Here is a 24,735-nt window from a genome sequence, read left to right as displayed (position 1 = left end):
AATAAATCATAAGGGCATAATTTAAATGCAATTACTCAGAAGGGAATGATGACCTTATGATGATCAACAAAGTAGAAATATGTGGAGTAAACACATCAAAATTACCAGTATTAAAAGAAAAGCAAATGAAAGAATTGTTGTATAGGATACAAAATGGTGAGCATGGGTGTAGAGACACATTTATTAACGGAAATTTAAGATTGGTTTTAAGTGTGATACAGCACTTCAATAACCGAGGAGAAAATGTAGATGATTTATTTCAAGTAGGCTGTATTGGTTTAATGAAGTCCATTGATAATTTCGATTTAAGTTTAAATGTCAGGTTTTCAACATATGCAGTCCCCATGATTATTGGAGAAATTAGAAGATACTTAAGAGATAACAACTCTATAAGAGTTAGCAGGTCACTTAGGGATATTGCATATAGAGCATTGCAAGTTAGAGATAGATTGGTAAATCAAGATAATAAAGAACCCACTATATCTCAAATAGCAAAAGAACTAGAATTGCCAAGAGAAGAGGTTGTATTTGCATTAGATGCGTTGCAAGACCCAGTATCTTTGTTTGAGCCAATTTATCATGATGGCGGAGATGCGATTTATGTAATGGACCAAATAAGTGATACTAAAAATTTAGATGATAGTTGGCTTGAAAATATATCTATTAATGAGGCAATGAAAAAATTAGATGGTAGAGAAAAATTAATATTGAATTTAAGGTTTTTCGATGGCCGAACTCAAATGGAAGTTGCTGATGAAATAGGTATCTCACAAGCACAGGTGTCACGGCTTGAAAAAACTGCATTAAAGCATATGAGAAAATATGTTTAGGGTCCCTTAGGGGTCCCTTTTTTTCGAAGTGGATTTTATTTATTTTATTATAAAGAACACAAAATATTAACGATTAAAATAATATTTTAATAAACTGATGAATATAAATAGTATATAGCATTAATAAACTAAAAAAATTAGTATGGTGAGTACTTGTTTTAAAGAATAAGCATAAGGGGGGTAATAAAATAGAAAGCTTAATGTTTGCAATAAATAACTTAAGACAGATGGAAATTATAGATATAAATTCAGGTTCGAAAATGGGATATATTAAAGATTTAAAAATTGATTGCGAAGAGTATAGAATTATTTCAATTATACTTCCAACTCAAAAATCCTCTTGGTTTAATAAAAATAATAGTATTGAAGTGCCTTGGGAAAAGGTGAAAAAAATTGGTGTGGATGTTATTCTTATAGATGGTAGTGATATAAATATAGAAAATGAATAATTCAGTGCATAAAAATAATAACAGGTTAATACTTGTTATTATTTTTATGGGATTAAACTATTTTAATTTATATTAAAAAGTGTATAATGTTAGTATATTTGCTAACTATATTAGGAAAAGGACGTGAAGAACATTGAAGTGTCCATATTGTAGCTGTGAGGAAAGTAAAGTAGTTGATTCTAGATCAACAGAAGATAATATTGCAACTAGAAGGAGACGAGAGTGTTTAAGTTGTTTTAAAAGATATACGACATATGAAAAAGTGGAAGACATACCAATTTTAGTAATAAAAAAGGATTTCAATAGAGAATATTTTGATAGGACAAAAATAATAAATGGACTTATGAAGGCTTGTCAAAAAAGACCGGTATCAAGAATGCAAATAGAAGATATTTGTGATGAAGTAGAAAAACAATTAAATAATGAAATGCTTACAGAAGTAAAATCTGACTATATTGGAGAAATTATTATGAGCATTTTAAAAAGTGTAGATGAGGTTTCTTATGTGAGATTTGCTTCAGTTTATAGGCAATTTAAAGATATTAATACCTTTATGGAAGAGATAAGAAAGTTAATGTCTAAGGAATAAAAATGCCTTTAGGCATTTTTTTGTATCTTAAGAAAATACAAAATTTTAAATATGTCATAAAAATGAGGTGAAATAATGGAGATTGAAAATATTAACGATTATGAATTTATAAAGTTCCAGCAGGATAATGCAGTGATTTTGTTTTCAACAGCAAAGAATAGGCTCGATTTTAATAAAAATACTGGGCAAGGGTTAATAAATCTAGAAAAAATTAAAGAATATTATAATTTACAATCTATTGGTTATTTAAATCAAATTCATAGTGATAGGATTTTCACTTTTGATGGAAATGTTAAAGATGGAGATGCACTAATAACAGATAGAGCCGAAACGGCAGTGGGTGTGTTTACAGCAGATTGCGTTCCTGTAATTTTGGTAGATATTAAGAATGGAGTAATAGCTGCAATTCACAGTGGGTGGAAAGGTACAAAGGCACTGATTGTAAGTAAAACTATGGAGAAATTAAAAGAAAATTATGGCTCAGTAGCTGATGAGGTTAGAGTTTATATTGGGCCACATATTAGAGGCTGTTGCTATGAGGTTAGTAAAGAGCTAATAGAGGAGTTTACTAGTGAGGATATTTATAGTAATATTAAAATCAGTAATAACAATAAACTAGATTTAGAAAAATGCATTTTGAAACAGCTTGTAGACAAGGGAGTTAAAAAAGAAAACATTATTACTACCAATATTTGTACTGTTTGTGATAAACAACATGAGTTATATTCCTATAGAAATAGTAAAGATAAACAAGGGCGGATGTTTTCCTTTGTTTATTTAAAGTAATAAATTCGATGAAAATATGGAGGTGCTAACATGTCTGAAGAGAAAATATTAGTGGTGGATGATGAAGAACATATACAGGAGTTAATTAAATTCAATTTAGAAAAGAACGGGTATAAGGTTATATGTTCGGGCAATGGTATAGAGGCTGTAAAACTTGCTAAAGAACAGTTGCCACAATTGATGTTACTAGATTTAATGTTACCTGGAATGGATGGCTTAGATGTATGTAAGGAAATCAGAAAAGATTCATCTATGTCAAATATGCCTATAATAATGATAACAGCAAAAGGAGAAGAAATAGATAAAATAATAGGACTTGAGTTAGGTGCGGATGATTACATTACAAAACCATTCTCAGTAAGAGAATTGGTTGCAAGGATAAAGGCTATACTTAGAAGAACTAATATGCAGCTAATTGAGAAGACTTTTAAAATTGGTAATTTGGCTATTGATTTTGGTAAGCATGAGGTTATTAAAAGTGAAAATAGGGTTGATTTAACATTAAAGGAATTTGAGTTATTAGAAATTTTAATAAAGAATAAAGGTAGAGTTATGACTAGAGATTTCTTACTAGATAAAATATGGGGTTATGAATACTTAGGGGAAACAAGAACTGTTGATGTTCATATCAGGCATCTAAGACAAAAAATTGAAGACGATGATAAAAATCCAGTGTATATCCAGACTATTAGGGGTATAGGATATAGATTTAATTTTGGAGAGTAACCATGAAAAAAAAATTAGTTATATATCTGTTAAGTACTGTGATTTTTATATTTGCAGTAGTAACTGCATTATTTGTATCTATTTTTAACTATGAATATCAACAGAATCTAAAAGATAAACTTCAAAATAATAATAATATGATAATTAGTTTATTGCAAAGCAATAATTTAAGAGACCAAGAGAAATTTTTCGTGGAAAACTTAGCTCATTCGGAGTTAAGAGTAACCTACATAGATAAGGCTGGTAAAGTTATTTATGATTCATTTGTAAATAGTGAGACTTTGGGAAATCACAATGATAGGCAAGAAATAATAGCATCAAGAAAAAGTGGCGGTGGATTTTCAGTGAGATATAGTGCATCGACTGAAGAAAATATGATGTATTTTGCCACATCTTTTGATGATGGGCTCATTATTAGAAGCTCTATGCCTCTTAAAATTGTAAATGGACTAGGCAGTAAATATTTTAAGTTCTATATATTAGCCATAATTTTTTGCGCGGCAATATCGATTTGGTTTTCCCTAAAGCTATCTTATATTATAATAAAACCAATTACAGACTTGATTTTTATTACTTCAAGAATTAGTAAAGGCGAGTTTCACAGAAGGGCTAGGATTCTATCGGATGGTGAAATAGGAAAGTTAGCTAAGAATTTCAATGAGATGGCGGATAAACTAGAGTTTACATTAAATGAAGTTACAGATAAACAAAATAGATTAGAGGCCATTCTACAAAGTATGGACAGTGGAGTCATTGCTGTAGACAGAAAAAATAAAGTGATAATGATTAATCCCTATGCTAAAAAGATGTTTGGAATCACTAATGATATTATAGGACAAAATCTTCTGGATAATATAAGAGATTTTCAATTAGAAGATATTTTTAATCAAAGTGATGATGATTATAAAGAAATAAAGATAGTTTGGCCAAAGGAAAGACAACTGAGAATAAAAACTGCAGATATAATTAATAGAAGCGAACATATTGGTACTGTTGCTGTAGTTCAAGACATTACTGAGGTAAAAAAATTAGAGCAAATGAGAACACAATTTGTTGCTAATGTCTCTCATGAACTTAAAACACCGCTAACATCTATTAAAGGGTTTGCAGAAACTTTGAAATATGTTGATGATGTTGACACAAAGGAAAAATTTTTAAATATAATTAATGAAGAAGCTGATAGATTAACTAGATTAATTACAGATATTTTAACTCTTTCACATATAGAACAACAAAAAGAACTTAAAGAAGAACTAATTGATGTTAATGAAATTGTAAGAGATGTTTATAATTTAATGAAGAATACAGCAGATGTAAAAGGAATCCAGCTATCCATTGAGCAGCAGAATATAAAACCATTTCTGGGTGATGCTGATAAGTTTAAACAAATGTTAATTAACTTAGTAGGTAATGCAATAAATTATTCAGAAACAGGTGACAGTGTTTGTATTGGAATGCAGGACAGCGATGATAAATTTATCTTATGGGTTGAGGATACTGGAGTTGGAATAGCTAAAAAACAAATTTCGCGTATTTTTGAGAGGTTCTATAGAGTTGATAAGGCTCGTTCTAGATCAAACGGAGGCACAGGCCTTGGCCTTGCTATTGTTAAACATATAGTACTTCAATTAAATGGAAAAATATATGTGGAAAGTGAGTTAGGAAAAGGTAGTAAATTTACAATCGAAATTCCCTATAATTACAAAAAATAACAGTGTAATCCATTGTAAAGTTTAATTAACATTAGTTAAACTTTACTTAACTTATACATAATACAAAGTTAACTTTCGGGGTATAGTATTATAATGATGAGTAGTAAATAAAGAAGTTGAAATAAATGGACGGGGGAATTATCAATGAAGAGAAAAAGCTTGAAACTAATGGTTATTTCACTATCGATTGCAATGATAGCAGGAATTTTCACTGGTTGTTCAAGTAAAGATGGAGCAGGCAAAACAGGTAATAGTGCGGAGCTATCAGGTTCAATAACAGCGGCAGGATCAACTGCACTTCAACCACTAGCCGAAGTAGGGGCTCAAAGTTTCCTAGATGAAAACCCAGGAGCAACCGTAAATGTTCAAGGTGGTGGAAGTGGTACTGGACTTAAACTTGTAATAGAAGGTAGTGCAGAAATAGGAAATTCAGATATTTATGCCAAAGATAAAGCAGGTATTGATGAAGATTCACTCAAAGATCATAAGGTATGTGTTACAGGAATTGCAGCAGTAACAAACCCAAAAGTTAAAGTGCAATCTTTAACTAAAGAGCAATTAATAGATATATTTACAGGAAAGATAAAAAACTGGAAAGAAGTTGGAGGAGCTGACATTGTGGTTACAGTTATAAACAGACCATCATCCTCAGGAACTAGAGCAACATTTAAAAAATATGGATTAGATGGTGCAGACGAAGTAGCGGGTTTAACTCAAGATTCAAGTGGAGCTGTTAAACAAATAGTGAAACAAACCGATGGAGCAATTAGTTATTTAGCATTAGCTTATTTCTCTGATCCAGCTAATAAAGAAGGCTTAAATGTATTAAAAATTGACGGTATTGCTGCAACTGTAGAAAACATAAGTACAGACAAATATAAAGTTTGGGCATATGAGCATATGTATACTAAAGGTGAACCTATAGGAGTAACAAAAGCATACTTAGATTATATGATGAGTGACAAAATGAATGCAATAATAACAAAATTAGGATATATTCCAATGACGGATATGAAGGCTAAAAGAGATTAATGTTCTTTAAAGGTTGTCTGAAACCAGCCTTTATTTTTCATTAAAATAATTTTTTTGAGGTAAAAGAATATGAAAAAAAATGATACGAAATCAATATTTTTAAAACTTAAAAATGAATATTTAGGACGTGGTTTTGCAATATTTTGTGGTGCGGTTATAGTAATACTTACTTTTTCAATCATATTATTCCTAACTACTAAGGGTTTAAATACCTTTATAAAACATGGATACTCAATATTTCATTTTTTATTCTCTGAAAATTGGAAACCAGAGGGTGGTGGAGATTCTTTAACTCCTCAATTTGGAACTTTGATATTTATTCTTGGGTCAACAGTAGTATCTTTCCTTGCGGTGGTAGTAAGTGCACCAATAGGGGTAGCCTTGGCAGTATTTATGAATGTAATTTCACCAAAGATTGGTACAAAAGTTCTTCAACCTGCCATTGAGCTATTCGTGGGAATACCCTCCGTTGTTTATGGCTGGATAGGTGTAAGTGTATTAGTGCCTATTATTAAGGTTTTCTTTGGAGGAATTGGGTTTAGTTTACTTGCAGGAGTATTAGTTATTAGCATAATGATTTTACCTACAATCACAAGTATATCATCAGATGCTATAAAAACTATACCAAAAGATTATATAGAAGCATCCTATGGACTTGGAGCAACTAGATGGCAAACTATAATTAAAGTAATTATTCCTGCAGCTAAAAGTGGAATATTAACAGGAATAGTTCTTGGAGTTTCAAGAGCCTTTGGTGAAGCACTGGCAGTACAAATGGTTATAGGAAACTCAGTTACTTTCCCTAAGGGGTTACTTGGAACTACAGCTACATTAACAAGCATATTAACTATGGATATGTCAAACACCATTGATGGCACTCCATGGAATGATGCTTTATGGTCTATGGCACTATTGCTTCTAATAATATCATTTGTATTTATACTTATAATTAGAAAAATTGGAAAAAGAGGTGAAATATAATGACTTCTAAGGCTAAAGATAAAATAGCAACTATTGCTTTATATATAATTTCTGCTTTAGTAATTCTTTTGCTTGTAGGCCTCGTAGGATATATAATATATAATGGAAGGCAATCCTTGAATTTAAAGTTTTTATTTGGTGAACCAAAAATTCTTGAAGCTGGTGGAGGAATTGGACGTCAATTGTACAATTCAATACATTTACTTATAGTAACTCTTATAATTACAGTACCTCTAGGGATAGGGGCTGGAATATATTTAGCTGAATATGCCAAAGAAGGCAAGATATTAAATATTATTAGATTGAGTATTGAAACTATGGCTTCATTACCTTCCATAGTTGTTGGCTTATTTGGATTATTAGTTTTTGTTAACATGGCACAATGGGGATATTCTCTTATAGCTGGAGCATTAGCTATAACTATAATAAATCTACCAGGTATGACTAGGGTTTGTGAAAATGCTATTAAATCTGCATCTTTCAGTGTTAAAGAAGCAAGTTTGGGCCTGGGTGCTACAAGGTGGCAGACTATTAAAAGAGTTGTATTACCCTCTGCAATGCCTCAAATTCTAACTGGTGTAATACTCGCAGCAGGAAGAATATTTGGAGAAGCAGCAGCTTTACTGTATACTGCAGGTATGAGCGCGCCAACTCTGAATTTTACTAATTTGAGCTTGACTAGTAAAGCTTCAGCTTATAGTTTGTTTAGGCCGGCTGAGACACTGTCTGTCTATATATGGAAACTCAATTCTGAAGGAATGGTGCCTGATGCTGCGAAGATAGCAAACGGAGCTTCAGCAGTTTTAATAATAGCAGTGCTTATATTTAATTTAACTGCTAGAATAATCGGGAAAAAAGTATATGAAGCTCATACAGGGAGTAAATAGGGAGGCGAGCAATATGGGAATAGTTATAGCAAAGAATTTAAATTTATATTATGGAAATGTTCAAGCACTTAAAAATGTAAATATAAGTGTGGAGAAAAATTCAGTTACTGCACTTATTGGACCATCAGGGTGTGGTAAATCAACATTTTTACGTACTATCAACAGAATGAATGATTTGATAGACTCTGTTAAAATAGATGGAGAAGTTTTATATGAAAATAAAAACATATACAGTCCGGATTATGATGTTATAGATCTGAGGAAAAAAGTAGGTATGGTATTTCAAAAGGCTAATCCTTTTCCTATGTCAATATACGAAAATGTAGCTTACGGCCCTAAAATTCACGGCCTAAGTAATAAAAAACAACTTGATGAAATTGTAGAAGACAGCTTAAGGGGCGCCGCACTTTGGGACGAAGTGAAAGATAGGCTTAAAAAAAGTGCACTGGGATTATCAGGTGGACAGCAACAACGTCTATGTATAGCTAGAACCTTGGCTGTGCAACCTGAGGTCTTGCTAATGGATGAGCCTACTTCAGCCTTAGATCCTATTTCAACCTTGAAGATTGAAGAATTAATGGATGTGCTGAAAAAAAAGTACACAGTTATAATTGTAACGCATAATATGCAACAAGCAGGTAGGATTTCTGATTATACAGCATTTTTCCTAAACGGAGAAATTGTAGAGAATGGTAAAACAGAAAATATATTTTATAAACCTCAAGATAAAAGAACTGAGGATTATATTACAGGAAGATTTGGTTAAAATATAATAGGGAAGGTGATAGTATGGCAAGAAAAGTATTCGAAGCAAATCTTGAAGAACTTCATAATGATTTAATTAGAATGGGAAGCATTGTGGAAAAGCAAATTCATGACTGTATAGATGCCTTAGTTACTCAAAATGTTGAGAAAGCTGAAAAAATTATGATCGATGATGACATAGTTGATGCAATGGAGCGAGAAATAGAAGATAAAGCAATAAGACTCATCGCTATGCAACAACCATTAGCAATAGATTTAAGAAACATCTTCACAACTACAAAAATAGTAACGGACCTTGAGAGAATGGCTGATTATGCTGTGGATGTTGCTAAAATTACAGTAAGATTAAAAGATGAAAAATATATAAAAGAGCTGATTGACATACCTAGAATGGCTGAAATAGTAATACTTATGATAAAAGATTCCTTGGATGCTTATGTGGCTGGAGATGTTGAAAAGGCATATGAAGTTTGTAAAAGAGATGATCAAGTAGATGACATATATAAGGAAGTATTTGATGAACTTCTTCAGCTAATGTTTAAAAATCAAGCCACAGTAAATCAAGCTGCTCAATTTCTATTTATTTGCAAGTGGTTAGAAAGAATTGCTGATCATACAACAAACATATGTGAATGGACAATTTATTTAGTTACTGGAGAAAAAGTTAATTTAAACGAATAGTTTTTAGATGAAATACAGAAACTACAATTAATATAAACAAGCGAGTTTATATTAAAATATTGTAGTGGAGTAGTGATTATGAGGAATAAAAATTTAAAAACTTTTGGGATAATATTTAGCATTAGCATACTAATGCTAAATATTGGTTGTAAAAAAGATACAGAAACTAAAGAAAAACAACCTAAGGCCATAAAAATAGTTTGCGAAGACACAGTTTTCCCCATGGTAAATGATTTAGTTCGGGATTATAATCTAAATAATGATCCTGTAGTTACTGTGGAATATCTAGACAGAGAAAGTGCTTTTAGTAAACTATATAAGTCTGAAGTGGATATATTAATTGGATATGTTCAGCCTGAGAATAAGGAAATAGAGACAGAAATATTAGCTTATGATGGTATAGGAATTATTGTTAACATTAATAATAAATTAAGTAGTATAGCCATTGAAGAGTTAAAAAAAATATATACTGGAAATATAATAAACTGGGATAAATTAAAAGAACCATCAAAACTAATAGTACCAGTAGCTTATAAAAATATTTTGAATTCAGTTCAGCAAGAATTTGATAAGAAAATAATGGATACTCCAGTAAAAGAACAAATGAGTAGTAGTATGAAGTATGTATCCGGTATTGAAGAAATGAAAAATTTTGTTGCTAAGAATCAAAATGCTATAGGATTTATACCAGGACAGTGGTATAATAAAGAAAGTAAATTTTTAAAATTAAATGGTATTGAAATTACTACTTCAAATTTAAAAAACAAACTATATGCTCTAAGATTTTCAACACAAATGTATTATTCTAAAGAGAAAAAAGATAGTTTAAAGGATCTTTTCCAATATTTCAAAAGTGAAGACGGTAAGAAGATCATAAGAAAATATTGTATAGAAGCATTTTAGTACCTCCTTCTTAGGAGGTATTTTTATTCTGTAGTAAATTATGTGATATTTTTAAGCTTTACACGTAAAATACGTGAAAAAACGCAAAATTTGCTAATGTATGCATTGTTTCTTCTTTTAAATAGTAATAACGTTGACTTAAATACCTAATTCATGTAATATTACTTAATGGAATGCTATAATTTATTATTGAGCTAATTGATTATTGTAAATTAAATAATATATATTTAACACTATATATAGAGTGGATTTAATTTTGATATAATATTTCTAATTCCTCATTAAACTTTTCATATGAAGGGTTATTGTTAAATAGGAGGTAAAAATGAAAAACCAAATTGCTAAGATACTTCCAGGAAGTATTGCAGAAGAAATTGAACTAGAATTAGGAGATAGATTAATTAGTATAAACGGCAATGTTGTAATTGACATTATAGATTACAAATTTTTAATTACGGATGAACTTATTAATGTTGAGATTGAAAAGGCAGACGGCGAAGTTTGGGATATTGAGGTTGAAAAAGAATATGATGAAGACTTAGGAATCCAATTTGTTGATCCCATTTTAGATAAGCCAAAGAGCTGTCATAATAAATGTATATTCTGTTTTATTGACCAATTGCCAGAAGGTATGAGAGAGACTCTGTATTTTAAAGATGATGATTCGAGATTATCGTTTTTTCAAGGTAACTTTGTAACCTTAACTAATATGAAGGAAGCTGACATTGACAGGATAATAAGTTATAAGATAAGTCCTATTAACGTTTCAGTGCATACTACGAATCCAGAGCTTAGAAAACTAATGCTTAACAATAAATTTGCTGGGGATGTTTATGGTAGGTTAAAGAGGCTAGCTGAGGCTGGAATTAAAATTAATTGTCAAGTGGTTTCTTGTCCGGGGATTAATAATGGACCTGAACTATTAAAAACAATTGAAGATTTATATAAGCTATATCCAAACATAGAAAATTTAGCGGTTGTGCCAGTTGGAATAACCAAGTATCGAGAAGGATTATTCAACTTAACCTTATATGACAAAAACACTGCAGCAGAGGAAATTGAAGGTGTAAATAAATTACAAGAAAAATATATTAGTGAAGTTGGCTCACCTTTTGTACGGTTGTCTGATGAATTCTATGTTACAGCACAAGTTGATGTTCCAGAAGAATCTTTCTATGATGGTTATGATCAGTTAGAGGATGGCATTGGTATGATAAGGTTACTCAGAAGTGTTATTGCTGAAGATGTATCAAATCTAAAACTAAATAATACTGGAAGCTTCACATTTATAACAGGCTCTTTAGCTTATGCAGAAATACTAAAGGTAGCAGGCAAGATTATGGAAACAAATAACAAAATCAATATCCAGGTTAAAAAGATAGTAAATAATTTTTTTGGAGAGACTATTACAGTAGTAGGTCTTTTAACAGGAAAAGACATAATCATGCAACTTAAGGATGAAAAGCTAGGAGAATATTTAATTCTCCCTAGTAATGTGCTGAAAAAAGGATATGAACTTGGAAACTACGAGGAGCAAATATTCTTAGATGATATTACAGTAAGTGATTTAGAAAAAAGTTTAGGTACAAAAGTTTTAATATGTGATTATTCAGGAGAAGATTTAATCCATATTATAAACGAAAATAGTCAGGAGGAAAAATAATGGCAAAACCAATAGTAGCAATAGTAGGAAGACCTAATGTAGGAAAATCTACATTATTTAATAAGTTAGCAGGTAAAAGAATATCAATAGTTGATGATAAACCGGGTGTAACAAGAGATAGGGTATATGCTGATGCAGATTGGCTTAGACACAATTTCACAATAATTGATACTGGTGGTATCGAGGTTGAAAGCCAAGATATTATCTTAGCTCAAATGAGAAGACAGGCTCAAATAGCTATAGAAACAGCAGATGTTATTATATTTATTGTAGATGGTAAACAAGGGCTTACAGGAGCAGATAAGGAAGTTGCTCAAATGCTTAGACAAAGTAAAAAACCAATAGTACTTGTAGTAAATAAAATAGATCATCTTGCACTAGAGGCTAATGCTTTTGAATTCTATAATTTAGGTATAGGGAATCCTCAAGCTATTTCTGCAACACAAGGGTTAGGACTTGGAGACATGTTAGATGAAGTAGTATCTCATTTTGATAGTGTTTATTCAAGTACAGAAGATGAAGAATATATCCAAGTTGCAGTGGTAGGTAAACCAAATGTTGGTAAATCATCGCTTATAAATAGAATGCTTGGAGAAGAAAGAAACATAGTAACGAATATTGCAGGTACAACAAGAGATGCAATTGATAGTAAATTAGAAACTACAGAGGGTAAATTTATTCTTATAGATACTGCAGGAATAAGAAGAAAAAGTAAAGTAGAAGAAGGAATTGAAAGATATAGCGTTATTAGATCCTTAGCAGCAGTGGAAAGAGCTGACGTAGTTATACTTATACTTGATGCACAAGAGGAATTAAGTGATCAAGATGAGAAAATTATAGGGTATGCTCATGAGATGAAAAAAGCTATTTTAGTAATAGTGAACAAATGGGATCTTATTGAAAAGGATGACAAGACAATGCTTGAGTATAAAAAGAAATTACAAGCAGGATTAAACTTTATGGCATACGCACCTTATTTATTTATATCTGCTAAAACAGGTCAAAGAGTACATAAGGTACTTGCAACAGTAAAAGAATGTTTTGAAAATTATTCAAAGAGAATTTCTACAGGTATACTTAACGAGGTTGTAAATAAAGCTGTATTAATGAAAGAACCTCCAACAGTAGCAAACAAGAGATTAAAAATATTCTATGTGACTCAAGTAGCGTCTAAACCACCAACATTTGTATTCTTTGTAAATAATGAAAATTTATTGCATTTCTCTTATGAAAGATACCTAGAGAATCAATTGAGACTTGCTTTTGAATTTAAGGGAACAGGTATAAAACTTATATTCAGGGAAAGGAAGGAATAGAATGGCAACAGTTGCTTTTTTAGGTGGCGGAAGCTTTGGCACTGCATTATCAATAATGCTTGCAAAAAAAGGACTGAAAGTTAACATTTGGGATAGAAAACTTAGCGTTATTGATGATATTAACATTAAAAGAGAAAACATTAAATATTTATCAAACGTTATTGTTCCAGCAGGAGTAACAGCATTCATTGATATAGAAAAAGTTATAAGTGATAGTGACATAATTGTATTGGCTGTGCCCTCCCATGCAATAAGAGACTTAAGTAAGATAATAGCACCACTTATAAAAGAAAATCAGATTGTGGTTAGCATTGCAAAAGGCATTGAAGAGGGTTCATCAAAAAGAATTTCACAGGTTATAGAAGAAGAGATCCCTAGTAACCCTATAGTAATATTATCAGGTCCTAGTCATGCAGAAGAGGTTGCCTTAGATATACCAACAACAGTAGTAGTTACATCTAAAAAAATGGAGTATGCAAGGATTGTGCAGGATGTATTTATGACCAATAAATTTAGAGTTTATACTAATGAAGACATTATTGGAGTAGAGATAGGCGGAGCAGTTAAAAATATTATTGCGCTAGCTGCTGGTGTGTCAGATGGTATAGGCTATGGTGATAATGCTAAAGCTGCACTTATGACAAGAGGAATGAGTGAAATCATAAAAATAGGAACAAAACTCGGAGGTAAAACTGAAACCTTCTACGGATTAACGGGTATGGGTGATCTTATAGTAACTTGCACTAGTATGCACAGTAGAAATAGAAGAGCCGGTATTTTAATTGGGAAGGGTACTCCAATGGATGTGGCTTGCCAGGAAATAGGAATGGTAGTTGAGGGTATAAAAGCTACAAGAGCCTTCTATGCACTTAAAGAGAAACAGCAGATTTCTATGCCTATTACAGATGTGCTTTACAAAGTACTATTTAAAGGTAAAGACCCTAAATATGGAGTACACGAATTGATGTCAAGAAATAGAAAAGACGAGTTTTAGTAAGAAAGTCCTGATTTTTCATTGTGAAATTAATGAAAAATCAGGGCTTTTATATATTTTCAAACTGTAGTAATAATTTATTGTTCTCTAAAATATAATTATAATGTTAGTAATAAGTATTGGGAGGGAATATCTTGGATAATTTCGATATATACAAAGATATAGCGGAGAGAACTCAAGGGGATATTTATGTAGGTGTTGTAGGCCCCGTAAGAACAGGAAAATCTACATTTATAAAAAGATTTATGGAGCTTATGGTAATTCCTAGAATAGACAATCCTCACAAAAAAGAAAGAGCAAAAGATGAACTTCCTCAAAGTGGTTCAGGTAAATCAATTCATACCACTGAACCTAAATTTGTACCCAACGAGGCAGTTGAGATTGATTTTGACGGCGGCACTAAATTCAAAGTTAGAATGGTTGATTGTGTTGGATATATTGTCAAAGGAGCATTGGGATATGAAGACGGGGAGACACCTAAAATGGTAACAACTCCTTGGTATGATTATGAGATTCCATTTGAGGAGGCAGCAGAACTTGGAACAAAAAAGGTAATAAATGAGCATTCGACTATTGGACTGTTAATTACTACAGATGGTTCTATCACAGGAATAGAAAGAGAAGAATATTTAGATGCTGAAAAAAGAGTAGTTGATGAACTTAAATCCATCAATAAACCTTTTATTATGGTTTTAAATTCTAAAAATGCAGAGGCGCCTGAAACAGAAGCTATGGCAAGAGAGTTAGAAGAAAAATATGATGTTCCAGTTCAAGCTATGGATGTTCTAAATATGACTGAAGGTGATATAGCAGATGTATTCCAAAGGATTCTTAAAGAATTCCCAGTTAAAGAAATTAACATAGATATGCCAGAATGGATTGAAAATTTAAGTTCTAAGCATTGGGTTAAAATTAGCTTTATGAAATTCTTAAAAGATATGTGCAAGGATATTTTTAAAGTTAGGGATATAAATAAATCTCTGTTAAGCTTTAAAGACGTTGATTTTTTAGATTTTGCAACACTAGATGAAGTGAATATGGGAGAAGGTACTGCTAGAGTCAATATTGTTCCTAAACACGAATTATTTTACAAAATACTAGGTGAAACTTGTAATCGTGAAATAACGGGTGAGAATGATTTATTAACATTAATGGGAGAATTCTCTTTAGCAAAAGTGGAATACGATAAAATTTCTGATGCTCTTAGAGATGTTAAGGAAAAAGGATATGGTCTAGTTGCACCACAACTTTCAGAAATGACTTTAGAAGAACCTGAAATGATACAGCATGGTGGTAGATATGGTGTCAAATTAAAGGCTTCAGCACCGTCTTTACACTTTATTAAAGCAGATATAACCACAGAAATATCTCCTATTATGGGTACAGAAAAGCAAAGTGAAGATTTCTATAATTCAATTTTAGAACAGTTTGAAAGTGATAAGTCCCAAATATGGCAGAGTAATATGTTTGGTAAATCTTTAGAAGTATTAGTTAAAGAGGGTCTTCAAAACAAATTATTTAAGATGCCTGATGACGTTCAAGTAAAAATTCAAAAGACGTTACAAAGAATCATAAATGAAGGTAATGGAAGCTTGATTTGCATTATATTATAATAATATTTTTTATTATATAGTAGTTTTGAGTTATAGGAAAAATTTCTTATAACTCAAAGCTAAATTTAATATTGAATTAGTACAAAATTTCATGCTATAATAAGTTGTTAACTGGGTGTAGCGCAGTTGGTAGCGCGCATGAATGGGGTTCATGAGGTCGCAAGTTCAACTCTTGTCACTCAGACCATTGAAACATAAGGGTTTAGAAATCTCAATATTGAAAAAGTACGGAGCAAAATAGAGAAAAAGTACGGGATTCATTTTAAAATGAAAATCCGTACTTTCTTTTTTTAAAAATTAAGTTTATTATTCAAGTCATTAATAGCCTGTTCCTGCATATCTGGCAACACATGGCTATAGGTGCTAAGTGTCATTCTAATATCACTATGCCCTAGTCTTTCAGCTACTATTTTAGGATGTATATTGGCTTTTAACATTATAGTAGCATGAGTGTGCCGAAGGAAATCCAAACGTTTGGATTTCCTTCGGCACGTATTTGCAACTATTCAGAAAGAAAGAGGTGTTGATTTATTAACGTTAAAAACATTGTTAGGCCATTCAAATATATCAACTACTTTTACATATTCAACACCTAGTTCTGATTTTATGGAAAAGAAGATTAGAATGTCACAAGAAAAATGGAAACAACAATTATTAGCCGATGAATCGGATGAAAAGAAAGGAAAATAATTATGGCTTTAGAATGGAGATTAAGAAAGGTTATGGCTGACAAAGAAATATGGTCAGGTTCAGAATTGGCTCGATTAATGAAAAAAAAATAAGGGTATAGCTTATCATCGACATCAATGAGTGCTTTATTGAATGGCAACCCTAAGCAAGTAAAAGCTAATACTATGGATGCATTATGTACTGCATTAGACTGTTCTCCTGCGGATTTATGGAAACATACTTCTACTTATACTCAAAATATAGATAGTAATATGCAACCAAAGTCAGCGAAAGCATCTAATGATAACAGACTTCCACCGATTTAATGGTAAGAATAAATGATTGATATGAGAAAATGTATAATTTGTTGTACTAGTTTGAGTGAAAGTATAATCAGGAATAAGCAAAGAAAATGTTACAATTGCTGTGACCAAGAGCATTTAAATGTTCTTTTATCACCTTCTAATCTCGATAGTACCATTTGTAAAAAATGGTCAATTAACTTACTAACAAAATATAATAAATATTTAATAGATATAGGTTTAAAATTATCCTCAAGAAGGAGAAATATGGATATGGCAAAAAAAATAATAACTTACATACCAATGATTAATTACTATTACTAATAGATGCTTTTGGATTATCAAAAACGACATAGTAAAAGAAGGATTAGAAGCAATGAGGGCCAGAGAAAGAAGTTTCAATCTAATCGGGCAGAGGGAAACAATTGAAATATATCTATTAAGTAACAGACTAAACGAATTTATGACTTAATTAGGATACTAAATTATCTACCAGACTTTTGGATGATTAGTGTATACAACCCCATAAATTGGAAATTATATAAAGATTTGTTGCTATAAATGAATTTTTTTGTAAAAGATAAATAAATTGTAGAACTATATAATATAAATTCATATAATACTACTGAGATAATATTTGACAGCTAAGATATGTAACCAATAAAAATTTTAATTGAGGTGAAATAAAGTGAACGGAGCTAATTGTGGTTATAGTATACCACCTTTAATAATCGGAGGAATAGGAGTTACGGGGCCAACAGGAGCAACAGGTGCTCCAGGGATAGAAGGGCCAGTAGGAGCAACGGGTGACGTAGGACCAACCGGGGTAGGAGTAACAGGAGCTATAGGAGCTACGGGAGCTCAAGGTGAAATTGGATTACCGGGTATTCAAGGGCCAACTGGTCCACAAGGTATCCAGGGTATTCAAGGTATTCAAGGTATTCAAGGTATAACTGGAACTACAGGTGAAACGGGGTCGCAAGGTATCCAAGGTGTTACTGGACCTACTGGTGATAACGGTGCTACTGGTGCTAACGGAACTAACGGTACTAATGGTGCTACTGGTGCTAACGGTACTAATGGTGCTAATGGTCCTACTGGTCCAGCTGGGTTAGGCACTGTTCCTTATGCAGAATTTACTGATTCAACAGACCATACGGCTACTGCTGCGAATACCCCAACAGTAATAACTATGAATACAAACGAAATAATCTTTGGAGTCATTCATGATACCGCTGCAAATTCCGGAAGAATAATATTTCCAACAACAGGGATTTATTTGATAACAATTACAGCAATCATACGTCAAATTAATGCAAGTTCAACATCATTACTAGATTTCTGGCTAAGAAAAAATGGTGCGGATGTACCTCGGTCTAGTAACAGGACCAGCATTACTACTTTAGCTCAAAGTACAATTGCTGCAGCAGCATATACAGTGGATATTAATATAAGCGATGATTACCTCGAATTTTGGTTCTCAGTGAATACTAGCGGATTTGGAGCATTAGCTGGACTATATACTACTGTTCCTGCGGTTGGGCCATTAATACCATCAGTTAAAGTAGCTGCTACTAAAGTAAGTGATATAGGGGTTTAAGGACTATACTGTACTGATCTGTAGGTCTATCTGGAACTTGGGGTAGTATCAGCATCCGTGTAACCAGGGGCAAAGTAAAAAAAGGACTACCCTATTAATATCCATCGGGTTTGTTTAAGAGGTGCAAAAATAGCAATTAGCGTACCAATTAATATAGTAAATAACATAGAAAATATCAGGAATTTGTTCCTGATATTTTTTATGTTAGTATAAATTCTTTAAACCTTGTGGAATTATTAGCAGTTGAAACAAGAATAGTTATTGCTAGCGTACAAACTTGGTTATGTTATGCTGATGCAGTTGGTTTATTGAAACATGATGCAGTAGGGGCTTAAAGCGGAATTAAAAAGGGTAGTGTAGAATATAATAATAGTAGCTATGCTCCATTTATATATAGAATCCACCATAGCATCCCCCCCCTAAATAAATTCCTGTTTAATAATGTTATTATATAGACAATTGTTAGCAGCACACTGATCTACAACTTTGAACCAATCGTAGATTTAAAATTAATTAAAAAATTAAGAAAGGCATAAGTTTAACCTTTAAGACCATTTGTTTGACGTTCCATGTTTTCTAAGACGATATCATAGATTTCTCCCAAAGAAGCACAATACTCAATAACCTTCCATGGTATGTTTGTGTGAAAATGAATTTTAATCATTTCAAAGTCCCCAACAGCAAGCAAACAGTCACCTTCAATATTGTTTGTAATATATTCGTTGATTGCATCTTCCGAAAGATTATGTCCTTCGATTAGTAATTGGATATCAAATTTGTATTCAAGCATAATACACTCTCCTTTGTTTCTTTTTTCTATAAATTAATATTTGGCTGCGTGTTCTATAAATAATTTTTATTCCACAGTTTTTTACCAATGTGACGCACTTAATTAATATTACGATGCAAAAATTAATAATCTTAAATTTCTTTATCAAGCATCTCTTTTAATTCCTTGGCAATCTCTTGTGAAAAATCATGTTTTTTATCACTAAATGTCCACCCAAATCCATCTCCCTTATATCTTGGAAAAACATGCATATGATAATGTCCAATATCATTAAATTCTCCACCATTTTGCATTATACTATAACCATCTGGAGAATACTTTTCTTTAATTACCTTAACAATTCTTTTAGATAATACCATCATAGACGTTACTACCTCAGTTGGAATTTCATCAATATCTAAATAGTGATTTTTAGGAATTATAAGTACATGACCTTCATTTATTGGCTCATTAGTTAAGAAACACATAATTAAATCATCCTCAAATACTAAGTTAGATGGTAATTCACCTTTTACAATTTTACAAAATATACAATCCATAGTTACCTCCTTAATTGTTCTTAAACCTTCGTATTAAAATACAAGTTCGACACAAATCATTTATAATATAGTACCATTAATTGCTAATATAAACAATATTAACATATATACTGTATTCTTATTATTGAATATGAAATAAGTGTGTGCATGCATTTATTTATGTTGATTCTAATAATCTACGGTTAAATTCACTATATAACTAAAAAAGTATCACAAAAATAAAATTAAATGGATATTGTAGCTACTAATGTGGTACACTATAAATGTATAATAAGCTGGAGCAATTATAATTACAACTATATCAAGAAATTTAAGAAAATATAATATTAAGAATTGAAGTACCTATAATAACACCAAATGGAGTATAGGGTGCGTTTTTTGCCATATATGGAATGCAGTAGTATATTTGCACTCAAAGAAAATCACAGCCAGTATAAGAGTTACAAGGCTCTTAAAACTAGATGCTAATTGAAAGGAAGTTGTTAATATGAAAACAGAGATTGTAAGGGTTAGATTAAATGAGGTTGAAAAAAAAGTATTTTTAGAAAAGGCGGCAGCTCTTAATATGACTATAAGTGATTATATAAAATATTGTTGTTTAATTAATCCTCCAAAAGGCGGATTTGAAAGAGAATCTGAATATAAATAGAAGACAGCGATGCTGTATCTCAAAATATTGATTGGGAGAATGGTTTGCGTCTATAATAATGCTAATAAGTTAATTTAATTACTTTGTGAACAATGCGAATTATTCATTATTTAAGAGACTTATATATATAACAAGGAGGGTAATACCACAATGAAAATAATATCAGATATAGCAGACAGTTATGGTTTATATACTCTCCATAAAAAGTACAGTAAAAAAGATCAGTTTAATTATGTGGAAGAAGACGTCACTACTCTTAACAGTGATTTTCCGAAATTTTATAAAAAACCGACTTTACCAGAAATTCATTATGAAAAAGATAAAATTGAAAACAACTATGAAATAGGCAAAATAAAATTTTTAAGCGAAGTTGAAAATGGACATAGTAATAAAGAGGCTATATTTCATTACAGAAAAAATTTAGTTGCGGATAATAATATAAATGTTATTTTTGTACATGGCTGGAGAGCAGATAATCTAGATAGATTAGGGAAAGTGTTTTTAGATAGTTTTATTGAAAAAAGTTATAATATTTATAATTATGTTTTACCTTTTCATATGGAAAGAGCTACAGATACATCTTTATATAGTGGTGAGTATTTTGTAAGTGCAGACGTAAACAGAACTTTAAAGTCTGAACAACAAGCTGTAAGCGATATTAGGGCTTTAATAAATTATATTAAAACTGAAAAAAAAGGGAAGATTATAATTATTGGTTTGAGTTTAGGTGGAATAACTACTAATTTATTAAGTGAAGTTGAAGAAAACATTGATGTGCTAATATCTTTGTTTTATGCTAATGATTTGTCATATACAATATTTGAAACCGAGGCTGGTAAGTATATAAAAAAAGATTTTTTGAAAAACAATTTTAATTATAGCTTATTAAAAAAAAGTTGGGAAGTTATTAATCCGAGCTTAAGAAAACCAGTAATAGACCTTAACAAAATAATTCTTGTATCAGGTAAGTATGATAAATATGTTATAGATAAGGATACAGATACCCTATGGGAAAACTGGGAGAAACCAAAAAGATATATTTATAGTTGTGGCCATTCAGGAATTGTACTTTCCAAAAACAAAATTAAAAGTGATGTTTTAAAATTTATATATAAGAGAGTGTAGCATTATGATATTACCAAGTATAGGTTTATTTTTAATAGCAATTATTATTCTTATAAAAGATTATAAAACAGAATCAACAAAATTCATGGCAGCAATATGCTTTCTTGCGGGACTAGGTACAACTGCTGTAGTTTGCGAAGGACCTGTAAAGACATATCTAGTAACTAGAGGTGCTGGTCAAGAAACTTTTATATTAATCACTTATATAAGCGCTTTACTGTCTAACATGGCTCATTTTATAGGCCCATACTTTATGTTGTTGTATGGATTATCTTATGTAAATATAATTAAAAAGAATAAAAAAACAATATATATTATACTGCTTATACCTTCAATTATTTGCTTTATTAGTTTCCCTGTAATGAGTAATTACTTAAAAACACCAAATGAATTAAAGCTATATTTTAAGCAACTAAGTATTTGGTGCGATATATATGTCCGACGTAATTTCTACGGTTAAAGGTCAAGTAAAGGAATTTGAACAGATTGATGATGATAAATTTTCTATAGAAGACGTTATAAATAAAATCAAATTGTTTATGAGTTATGAATTTAAAAAATCAAATTGTACATTAGTGGAGAAGATAGATATTAGCTATGATGAAATAATTAAAGGAAGTATTAATTCATTTGTACAAGTTTTTAATATTCTTTTAACTAATGCTATAGAAGCCAGTGTAGATAGTGAAGAGCGTATAATAACTTTGGGGGCATATAAAAAAAAATAAAGAAATTATATTCTATGTTAAAAATTCAGGGAAAGAAATACCTACTAAAATTCAAGAAAATATATTTAATTTCATTAGAATTTTTTAACAACAAAAAATGTACAATTGCTGAAAGATTAAAATTATTGAGAAAAAGTAACGAGCTAACTCAAGATAATATATCTAAATATTTAGATGTACATAGAACAACTGTGACCCATATGAGTCTGGTGAGATAGTGCCAACTACTCAAAACATTATAAAATCAGCTAAATTATACAATGTTACAACTGATTATATTCTTTGCTATGAACTTAATATAGAAAAAAGTGATATTAAAAGTTTAAAAAAGTAGAGTAGTAAAAGAACAGCCTTCATATAGTAAATAAAGATACTCAACTGATTAGACCAGTTCGAGTGTCTTTATTTTTTTGCTCTGTTTAAGGACAGGTTGAAAAATATTGTGTATTCAAATATATAAATCAAAAGTTAATACACACAAATATTTTGTTTGATTCAAAACTAATAATTTTTTTAATAAGTAATGAGAATCGATCATTTTCGAATAGAAATACTAATATTTAGTCTTTTATTTTGTAAGGCTATTTCTATCTTCCATTTGTGGAGGTTGTTCCAACCAATTATATTTAATCATTATCTTCGAACCTTTTCTTGCATAATCAAATACATCCTTAGAAATAAGTCCAAGTTTAATAGGTAAATCATTTCTCATACTATAAGCTGCACCTAACGCAGTGAAACCTAATGATGTACTGGACATTAAATTTGTTTTATACATCATCATTTTATCAGAAAATGGTGATATCTTTGAATCAGTAGCTTTCCCTGCCCATGTACTCGGAGGATGAATATCACTTTTTGATAGTACAGAACTTAAATTATCAATAATTTTTCTTGTCAATTCTTTACCTTCTAGAAAGTATTTTTTTATTTCACTTTCTTTTGCAACTTGTGCAAATCCTGTCAACATCTGATTGGCAAAAATGTTATCTTCTACGGCTTCATAAATATAACCAACCTCAGTTGTATTTAATGAACGTTTATCAGTAAAAAAATTTATTCCACTCATATAACTTTTATCATTAATAAATTCTACTTGTTTTGGCATAGTAACATAAGGGGGTCTTGCTAATACACCTTTTTTTAATAAATATTTTGTAGTAATCTTATAATATTTAATAGAAATATTATAATCTAACTTAAATACATCAGTAACACTTTCCATATAAGATATAGTTGATGATACAGCATTATGACCTAGATTAAATTTCATCAATTGACGAACATACATTATATTTAAAATATCATCAAATAACGGTGGTGCGTCAATTATAATATCATTTTCATTAAACCCAAGTGGAATAACCACTTTTTCATTATTAAATATATTCTCAAATTCTTTTTTTACATTTTGTGCTTCATTCATCACATCAGTTATTATGTTTCGTGCTTCTTTATCAATAGTTTTATTCTTAAAGATGTTATAAAACATTATTCTTGCAGATAATGAGATATAACCCATCCATAATGTGCCTAGCTCTGAGGAGCTTATTTGTATTTTTGCTTCTGTTGTCATATAAGTCCTTCTTTCTTTTTTGATTTTCATTATAAAATTTATAATAATATTTTTATTATTACTATGCTCTAAAGCATATTAATTTATACTTTTATATGGTTTTTCATAACAAAAAATGAGATCATTTTTAAAAACCAATAAGTCTATTAACATGTTAGTTAAAGTAACATATAATTAAATAAAGTTAGTTTAACTAATTAAACAAAACTAAGAGAAAAAATGTACAAGCAGTCATTCTAAATAAGTATAAGGATATAGCTAATGTAAGAAGGGTGGGAGGGAAGATAAATATAAAATGCTGAAATTAACAATGCTAAGAATCGAAAGAAATTTAAAACAAGAAAAATTAGCAACCTATATAGGGAAAAGTAGAAGTACATTATCTTCATATGAAAATGGAAAAATTACTCCACCCTATAAAATTATCTTAAAACTTAAAAAAATATTAGATTATTTTGAAGACGATTTACTTAATGAAGTAAATTATAAAAAGAAAATAATTAGAAGCGTTAAATAAGTTAGGGTTAGAAGTACGTTTTAAATAAGTAAAAAAAGTCACAAATAGAAAAATAGGAGGATATTCATGGCAGGATTGAGAAGTAAAATGAATTTAAGAATGATAATGTATCATTCTTAATTGAAATGGCAAGTAAAAATGAACCTGAAGAAATAAAAGAAACTCAAGAAATCAAAAATAATATTTGGTAGTGTAAAGTGAGCTATGAAAAAATGAGAAGAACTAGTTTGGTACAAATATATGGAAAATATTTTTGAAATAGCTTGTTTTATTAAGATAAGAATGAAATAAGACAGAACAAAAAAGCCTTAAA

27 protein-coding genes, 1 tRNA gene and 1 pseudogene are annotated in these 24,735 nt (G+C 30.6%); 25 read left to right on the top strand and 4 right to left on the bottom strand.

Translation table 11 applies throughout. The annotated features are described in order from the left end of the window. Positions 1 to 56 precede the first annotated feature (56 nt). The 17 genes from sigG (at position 57) to ACREVU_RS00415 (ending at position 16,114) form a co-directional block, all read left to right on the top strand. A complete protein-coding gene (sigG, locus tag ACREVU_RS00495) occupies positions 57 to 830 on the top strand; it encodes an RNA polymerase sporulation sigma factor SigG (RefSeq protein WP_431549675.1) in 774 nt (257 codons plus the stop codon). A gap of 188 nt (positions 831 to 1,018) precedes the next feature. Beyond that, a complete protein-coding gene (locus tag ACREVU_RS00490; protein ID WP_431549703.1) occupies positions 1,019 to 1,279 on the top strand; it encodes a YlmC/YmxH family sporulation protein in 261 nt (86 codons plus the stop codon). A 133-nt stretch (positions 1,280 to 1,412) separates the two neighbouring features. After that, a complete protein-coding gene (nrdR, locus tag ACREVU_RS00485) occupies positions 1,413 to 1,868 on the top strand; it encodes a transcriptional regulator NrdR (protein ID WP_431549674.1) in 456 nt (151 codons plus the stop codon). 75 nt (positions 1,869 to 1,943) lie between these two features. Next, complete coding sequence (gene pgeF / locus ACREVU_RS00480; RefSeq protein ID WP_431549673.1) at positions 1,944 to 2,654, top strand: peptidoglycan editing factor PgeF; 711 nt, start codon at positions 1,944 to 1,946, stop codon at positions 2,652 to 2,654. A 30-nt stretch (positions 2,655 to 2,684) separates the two neighbouring features. Further along, complete coding sequence (locus ACREVU_RS00475) at positions 2,685 to 3,380, top strand: response regulator (protein WP_431549672.1); 696 nt, start codon at positions 2,685 to 2,687, stop codon at positions 3,378 to 3,380. Between the two features lie 2 nt (positions 3,381 to 3,382). After that, the gene (gene pnpS / locus ACREVU_RS00470) at positions 3,383 to 5,092 is read left to right on the top strand and encodes a two-component system histidine kinase PnpS (protein WP_431549671.1); all 1,710 of its coding nucleotides are present in this window, start codon (positions 3,383 to 3,385) and stop codon (positions 5,090 to 5,092) included. Between the two features lie 144 nt (positions 5,093 to 5,236). Beyond that, entirely contained in the window at positions 5,237 to 6,124 is an 888-nt protein-coding gene (locus ACREVU_RS00465) for a phosphate ABC transporter substrate-binding protein (RefSeq protein WP_431549670.1), read from the top strand. A gap of 69 nt (positions 6,125 to 6,193) precedes the next feature. Then, positions 6,194 to 7,105, top strand: coding sequence for a phosphate ABC transporter permease subunit PstC (gene pstC, locus ACREVU_RS00460; RefSeq protein WP_431549669.1), 912 nt, complete (start codon positions 6,194 to 6,196; stop codon positions 7,103 to 7,105). Next, positions 7,105 to 7,992: a phosphate ABC transporter permease PstA gene (pstA, locus tag ACREVU_RS00455; protein WP_431549668.1), complete on the top strand. Its 888-nt coding sequence runs from the start codon at positions 7,105 to 7,107 to the stop codon at positions 7,990 to 7,992. The genes pstC and pstA overlap by 1 nt, the downstream gene beginning before the upstream one ends. A 13-nt stretch (positions 7,993 to 8,005) precedes the next feature. Next, positions 8,006 to 8,758, top strand: a complete 753-nt coding sequence (gene pstB, locus ACREVU_RS00450) for a phosphate ABC transporter ATP-binding protein PstB (protein WP_431549667.1) — start codon at positions 8,006 to 8,008, stop codon at positions 8,756 to 8,758. 23 nt (positions 8,759 to 8,781) lie between these two features. Next, a complete protein-coding gene (gene phoU, locus ACREVU_RS00445; RefSeq protein ID WP_431549666.1) occupies positions 8,782 to 9,438 on the top strand; it encodes a phosphate signaling complex protein PhoU in 657 nt (218 codons plus the stop codon). A 78-nt stretch (positions 9,439 to 9,516) separates the two neighbouring features. Continuing rightward, positions 9,517 to 10,341: a substrate-binding domain-containing protein gene (locus tag ACREVU_RS00440; protein WP_431549665.1), complete on the top strand. Its 825-nt coding sequence runs from the start codon at positions 9,517 to 9,519 to the stop codon at positions 10,339 to 10,341. Between the two features lie 325 nt (positions 10,342 to 10,666). Continuing rightward, the gene (locus ACREVU_RS00435; protein ID WP_431549664.1) at positions 10,667 to 12,004 is read left to right on the top strand and encodes a DUF512 domain-containing protein; all 1,338 of its coding nucleotides are present in this window, start codon (positions 10,667 to 10,669) and stop codon (positions 12,002 to 12,004) included. Then, positions 12,004 to 13,320 (top strand): ribosome biogenesis GTPase Der, encoded by a 1,317-nt coding sequence (gene der / locus ACREVU_RS00430; protein ID WP_431549663.1) that lies wholly within the window; start codon positions 12,004 to 12,006, stop codon positions 13,318 to 13,320. Before ACREVU_RS00435 ends, der begins: the two co-directional genes overlap by 1 nt. A 1-nt stretch (position 13,321) precedes the next feature. Beyond that, a complete protein-coding gene (locus ACREVU_RS00425; protein WP_431549662.1) occupies positions 13,322 to 14,314 on the top strand; it encodes an NAD(P)H-dependent glycerol-3-phosphate dehydrogenase in 993 nt (330 codons plus the stop codon). A gap of 134 nt (positions 14,315 to 14,448) precedes the next feature. Further along, complete coding sequence (gene spoIVA / locus ACREVU_RS00420; protein ID WP_431549661.1) at positions 14,449 to 15,927, top strand: stage IV sporulation protein A; 1,479 nt, start codon at positions 14,449 to 14,451, stop codon at positions 15,925 to 15,927. Between the two features lie 111 nt (positions 15,928 to 16,038). Then, positions 16,039 to 16,114 (top strand) — tRNA-Pro (locus ACREVU_RS00415). Between the two features lie 103 nt (positions 16,115 to 16,217). On the opposite strand, the gene ACREVU_RS00410 is transcribed toward ACREVU_RS00415, so the two are convergent. Next, positions 16,218 to 16,397 (bottom strand): tyrosine-type recombinase/integrase, encoded by a 180-nt coding sequence (locus ACREVU_RS00410; protein WP_431549660.1) that lies wholly within the window; start codon positions 16,395 to 16,397, stop codon positions 16,218 to 16,220. 4 nt (positions 16,398 to 16,401) lie between these two features. On the opposite strand from ACREVU_RS00410, the gene ACREVU_RS00405 reads away from it, so the two are divergent. The 3 genes and pseudogenes from ACREVU_RS00405 (at position 16,402) to ACREVU_RS00395 (ending at position 18,498) form a co-directional block, all read left to right on the top strand. After that, entirely contained in the window at positions 16,402 to 16,617 is a 216-nt protein-coding gene (locus tag ACREVU_RS00405; protein WP_431549659.1) for a tyrosine-type recombinase/integrase, read from the top strand. Between the two features lie 113 nt (positions 16,618 to 16,730). Continuing rightward, positions 16,731 to 16,922, top strand: a pseudogene (locus ACREVU_RS00400) (helix-turn-helix domain-containing protein); the annotation flags it as partial. 664 nt (positions 16,923 to 17,586) lie between these two features. Beyond that, complete coding sequence (locus ACREVU_RS00395; protein WP_431549658.1) at positions 17,587 to 18,498, top strand: collagen-like domain-containing protein; 912 nt, start codon at positions 17,587 to 17,589, stop codon at positions 18,496 to 18,498. Between the two features lie 538 nt (positions 18,499 to 19,036). On the opposite strand, the gene ACREVU_RS00390 is transcribed toward ACREVU_RS00395, so the two are convergent. Continuing rightward, positions 19,037 to 19,288: a fatty acid kinase subunit FakA-related protein gene (locus ACREVU_RS00390; RefSeq protein ID WP_431549657.1), complete on the bottom strand. Its 252-nt coding sequence runs from the start codon at positions 19,286 to 19,288 to the stop codon at positions 19,037 to 19,039. A gap of 131 nt (positions 19,289 to 19,419) precedes the next feature. Further along, complete coding sequence (locus ACREVU_RS00385) at positions 19,420 to 19,827, bottom strand: HIT family protein (RefSeq protein WP_503417254.1); 408 nt, start codon at positions 19,825 to 19,827, stop codon at positions 19,420 to 19,422. A 487-nt stretch (positions 19,828 to 20,314) separates the two neighbouring features. Between ACREVU_RS00385 and ACREVU_RS00380 the strand changes: the two genes are divergently transcribed. The 4 genes from ACREVU_RS00380 to ACREVU_RS00365 all read left to right on the top strand — a co-directional run bounded on the left by ACREVU_RS00380 (position 20,315) and on the right by ACREVU_RS00365 (position 22,329). Then, complete coding sequence (locus ACREVU_RS00380; RefSeq protein ID WP_431549656.1) at positions 20,315 to 20,476, top strand: plasmid mobilization protein; 162 nt, start codon at positions 20,315 to 20,317, stop codon at positions 20,474 to 20,476. Between the two features lie 150 nt (positions 20,477 to 20,626). Continuing rightward, positions 20,627 to 21,601, top strand: a complete 975-nt coding sequence (locus ACREVU_RS00375) for an alpha/beta fold hydrolase (RefSeq protein ID WP_431549655.1) — start codon at positions 20,627 to 20,629, stop codon at positions 21,599 to 21,601. Between the two features lie 4 nt (positions 21,602 to 21,605). Further along, positions 21,606 to 22,061: a hypothetical protein gene (locus ACREVU_RS00370; protein WP_431549654.1), complete on the top strand. Its 456-nt coding sequence runs from the start codon at positions 21,606 to 21,608 to the stop codon at positions 22,059 to 22,061. After that, positions 22,036 to 22,329, top strand: coding sequence for a sensor histidine kinase (locus ACREVU_RS00365; RefSeq protein WP_431549653.1), 294 nt, complete (start codon positions 22,036 to 22,038; stop codon positions 22,327 to 22,329). Before ACREVU_RS00370 ends, ACREVU_RS00365 begins: the two co-directional genes overlap by 26 nt. Before the next feature lie 568 nt (positions 22,330 to 22,897). On the opposite strand, the gene ACREVU_RS00360 is transcribed toward ACREVU_RS00365, so the two are convergent. Next, a complete protein-coding gene (locus tag ACREVU_RS00360; RefSeq protein ID WP_431549652.1) occupies positions 22,898 to 23,935 on the bottom strand; it encodes a DUF3231 family protein in 1,038 nt (345 codons plus the stop codon). Positions 23,936 to 24,215: 280 nt separating this feature from the next. Between ACREVU_RS00360 and ACREVU_RS00355 the strand changes: the two genes are divergently transcribed. Continuing rightward, the gene (locus tag ACREVU_RS00355) at positions 24,216 to 24,422 is read left to right on the top strand and encodes a helix-turn-helix transcriptional regulator (RefSeq protein WP_431549651.1); all 207 of its coding nucleotides are present in this window, start codon (positions 24,216 to 24,218) and stop codon (positions 24,420 to 24,422) included. The last annotated feature ends 313 nt before the right edge of the window (positions 24,423 to 24,735 follow it).

Origin of the sequence: Clostridium sp. (genome assembly GCF_050717535.1) — a bacterium.
GTDB lineage: Bacteria > Bacillota > Clostridia > Clostridiales > Clostridiaceae > Clostridium_AD.
The sequence above is the reverse complement of the archived record's forward strand: the minus strand, read 5'-3'. Positions and strand labels throughout refer to the sequence as shown.

What these genes read in the sequence shown, in the direction of transcription:
- sigG (WP_431549675.1), top strand. Translation starts at nt 57, where the DNA reads ATGATGATCAACAAAGTAGAAATATGTGGAGTAAACACATCAAAATTA.
- phoU (WP_431549666.1), top strand. Translation starts at nt 8,782, where the DNA reads ATGGCAAGAAAAGTATTCGAAGCAAATCTTGAAGAACTTCATAATGAT.
- ACREVU_RS00440 (WP_431549665.1), top strand. Translation starts at nt 9,517, where the DNA reads ATGAGGAATAAAAATTTAAAAACTTTTGGGATAATATTTAGCATTAGC.
- ACREVU_RS00465 (WP_431549670.1), top strand. Translation starts at nt 5,237, where the DNA reads ATGAAGAGAAAAAGCTTGAAACTAATGGTTATTTCACTATCGATTGCA.
- ACREVU_RS00365 (WP_431549653.1), top strand. Translation starts at nt 22,036, where the DNA reads ATGTCCGACGTAATTTCTACGGTTAAAGGTCAAGTAAAGGAATTTGAA.
- ACREVU_RS00355 (WP_431549651.1), top strand. Translation starts at nt 24,216, where the DNA reads ATGCTAAGAATCGAAAGAAATTTAAAACAAGAAAAATTAGCAACCTAT.
- pnpS (WP_431549671.1), top strand. Translation starts at nt 3,383, where the DNA reads ATGAAAAAAAAATTAGTTATATATCTGTTAAGTACTGTGATTTTTATA.
- pstB (WP_431549667.1), top strand. Translation starts at nt 8,006, where the DNA reads ATGGGAATAGTTATAGCAAAGAATTTAAATTTATATTATGGAAATGTT.
- ACREVU_RS00475 (WP_431549672.1), top strand. Translation starts at nt 2,685, where the DNA reads ATGTCTGAAGAGAAAATATTAGTGGTGGATGATGAAGAACATATACAG.
- ACREVU_RS00370 (WP_431549654.1), top strand. Translation starts at nt 21,606, where the DNA reads ATGATATTACCAAGTATAGGTTTATTTTTAATAGCAATTATTATTCTT.
- ACREVU_RS00380 (WP_431549656.1), top strand. Translation starts at nt 20,315, where the DNA reads ATGAAAACAGAGATTGTAAGGGTTAGATTAAATGAGGTTGAAAAAAAA.
- pstC (WP_431549669.1), top strand. Translation starts at nt 6,194, where the DNA reads ATGAAAAAAAATGATACGAAATCAATATTTTTAAAACTTAAAAATGAA.
- ACREVU_RS00375 (WP_431549655.1), top strand. Translation starts at nt 20,627, where the DNA reads ATGAAAATAATATCAGATATAGCAGACAGTTATGGTTTATATACTCTC.
- pgeF (WP_431549673.1), top strand. Translation starts at nt 1,944, where the DNA reads ATGGAGATTGAAAATATTAACGATTATGAATTTATAAAGTTCCAGCAG.
- ACREVU_RS00360 (WP_431549652.1), bottom strand. Translation starts at nt 23,935, where the DNA reads ATGAAAATCAAAAAAGAAAGAAGGACTTATATGACAACAGAAGCAAAA.
- ACREVU_RS00425 (WP_431549662.1), top strand. Translation starts at nt 13,322, where the DNA reads ATGGCAACAGTTGCTTTTTTAGGTGGCGGAAGCTTTGGCACTGCATTA.
- ACREVU_RS00435 (WP_431549664.1), top strand. Translation starts at nt 10,667, where the DNA reads ATGAAAAACCAAATTGCTAAGATACTTCCAGGAAGTATTGCAGAAGAA.
- der (WP_431549663.1), top strand. Translation starts at nt 12,004, where the DNA reads ATGGCAAAACCAATAGTAGCAATAGTAGGAAGACCTAATGTAGGAAAA.
- pstA (WP_431549668.1), top strand. Translation starts at nt 7,105, where the DNA reads ATGACTTCTAAGGCTAAAGATAAAATAGCAACTATTGCTTTATATATA.
- ACREVU_RS00390 (WP_431549657.1), bottom strand. Translation starts at nt 19,288, where the DNA reads ATGCTTGAATACAAATTTGATATCCAATTACTAATCGAAGGACATAAT.
- ACREVU_RS00385 (WP_503417254.1), bottom strand. Translation starts at nt 19,827, where the DNA reads ATGGATTGTATATTTTGTAAAATTGTAAAAGGTGAATTACCATCTAAC.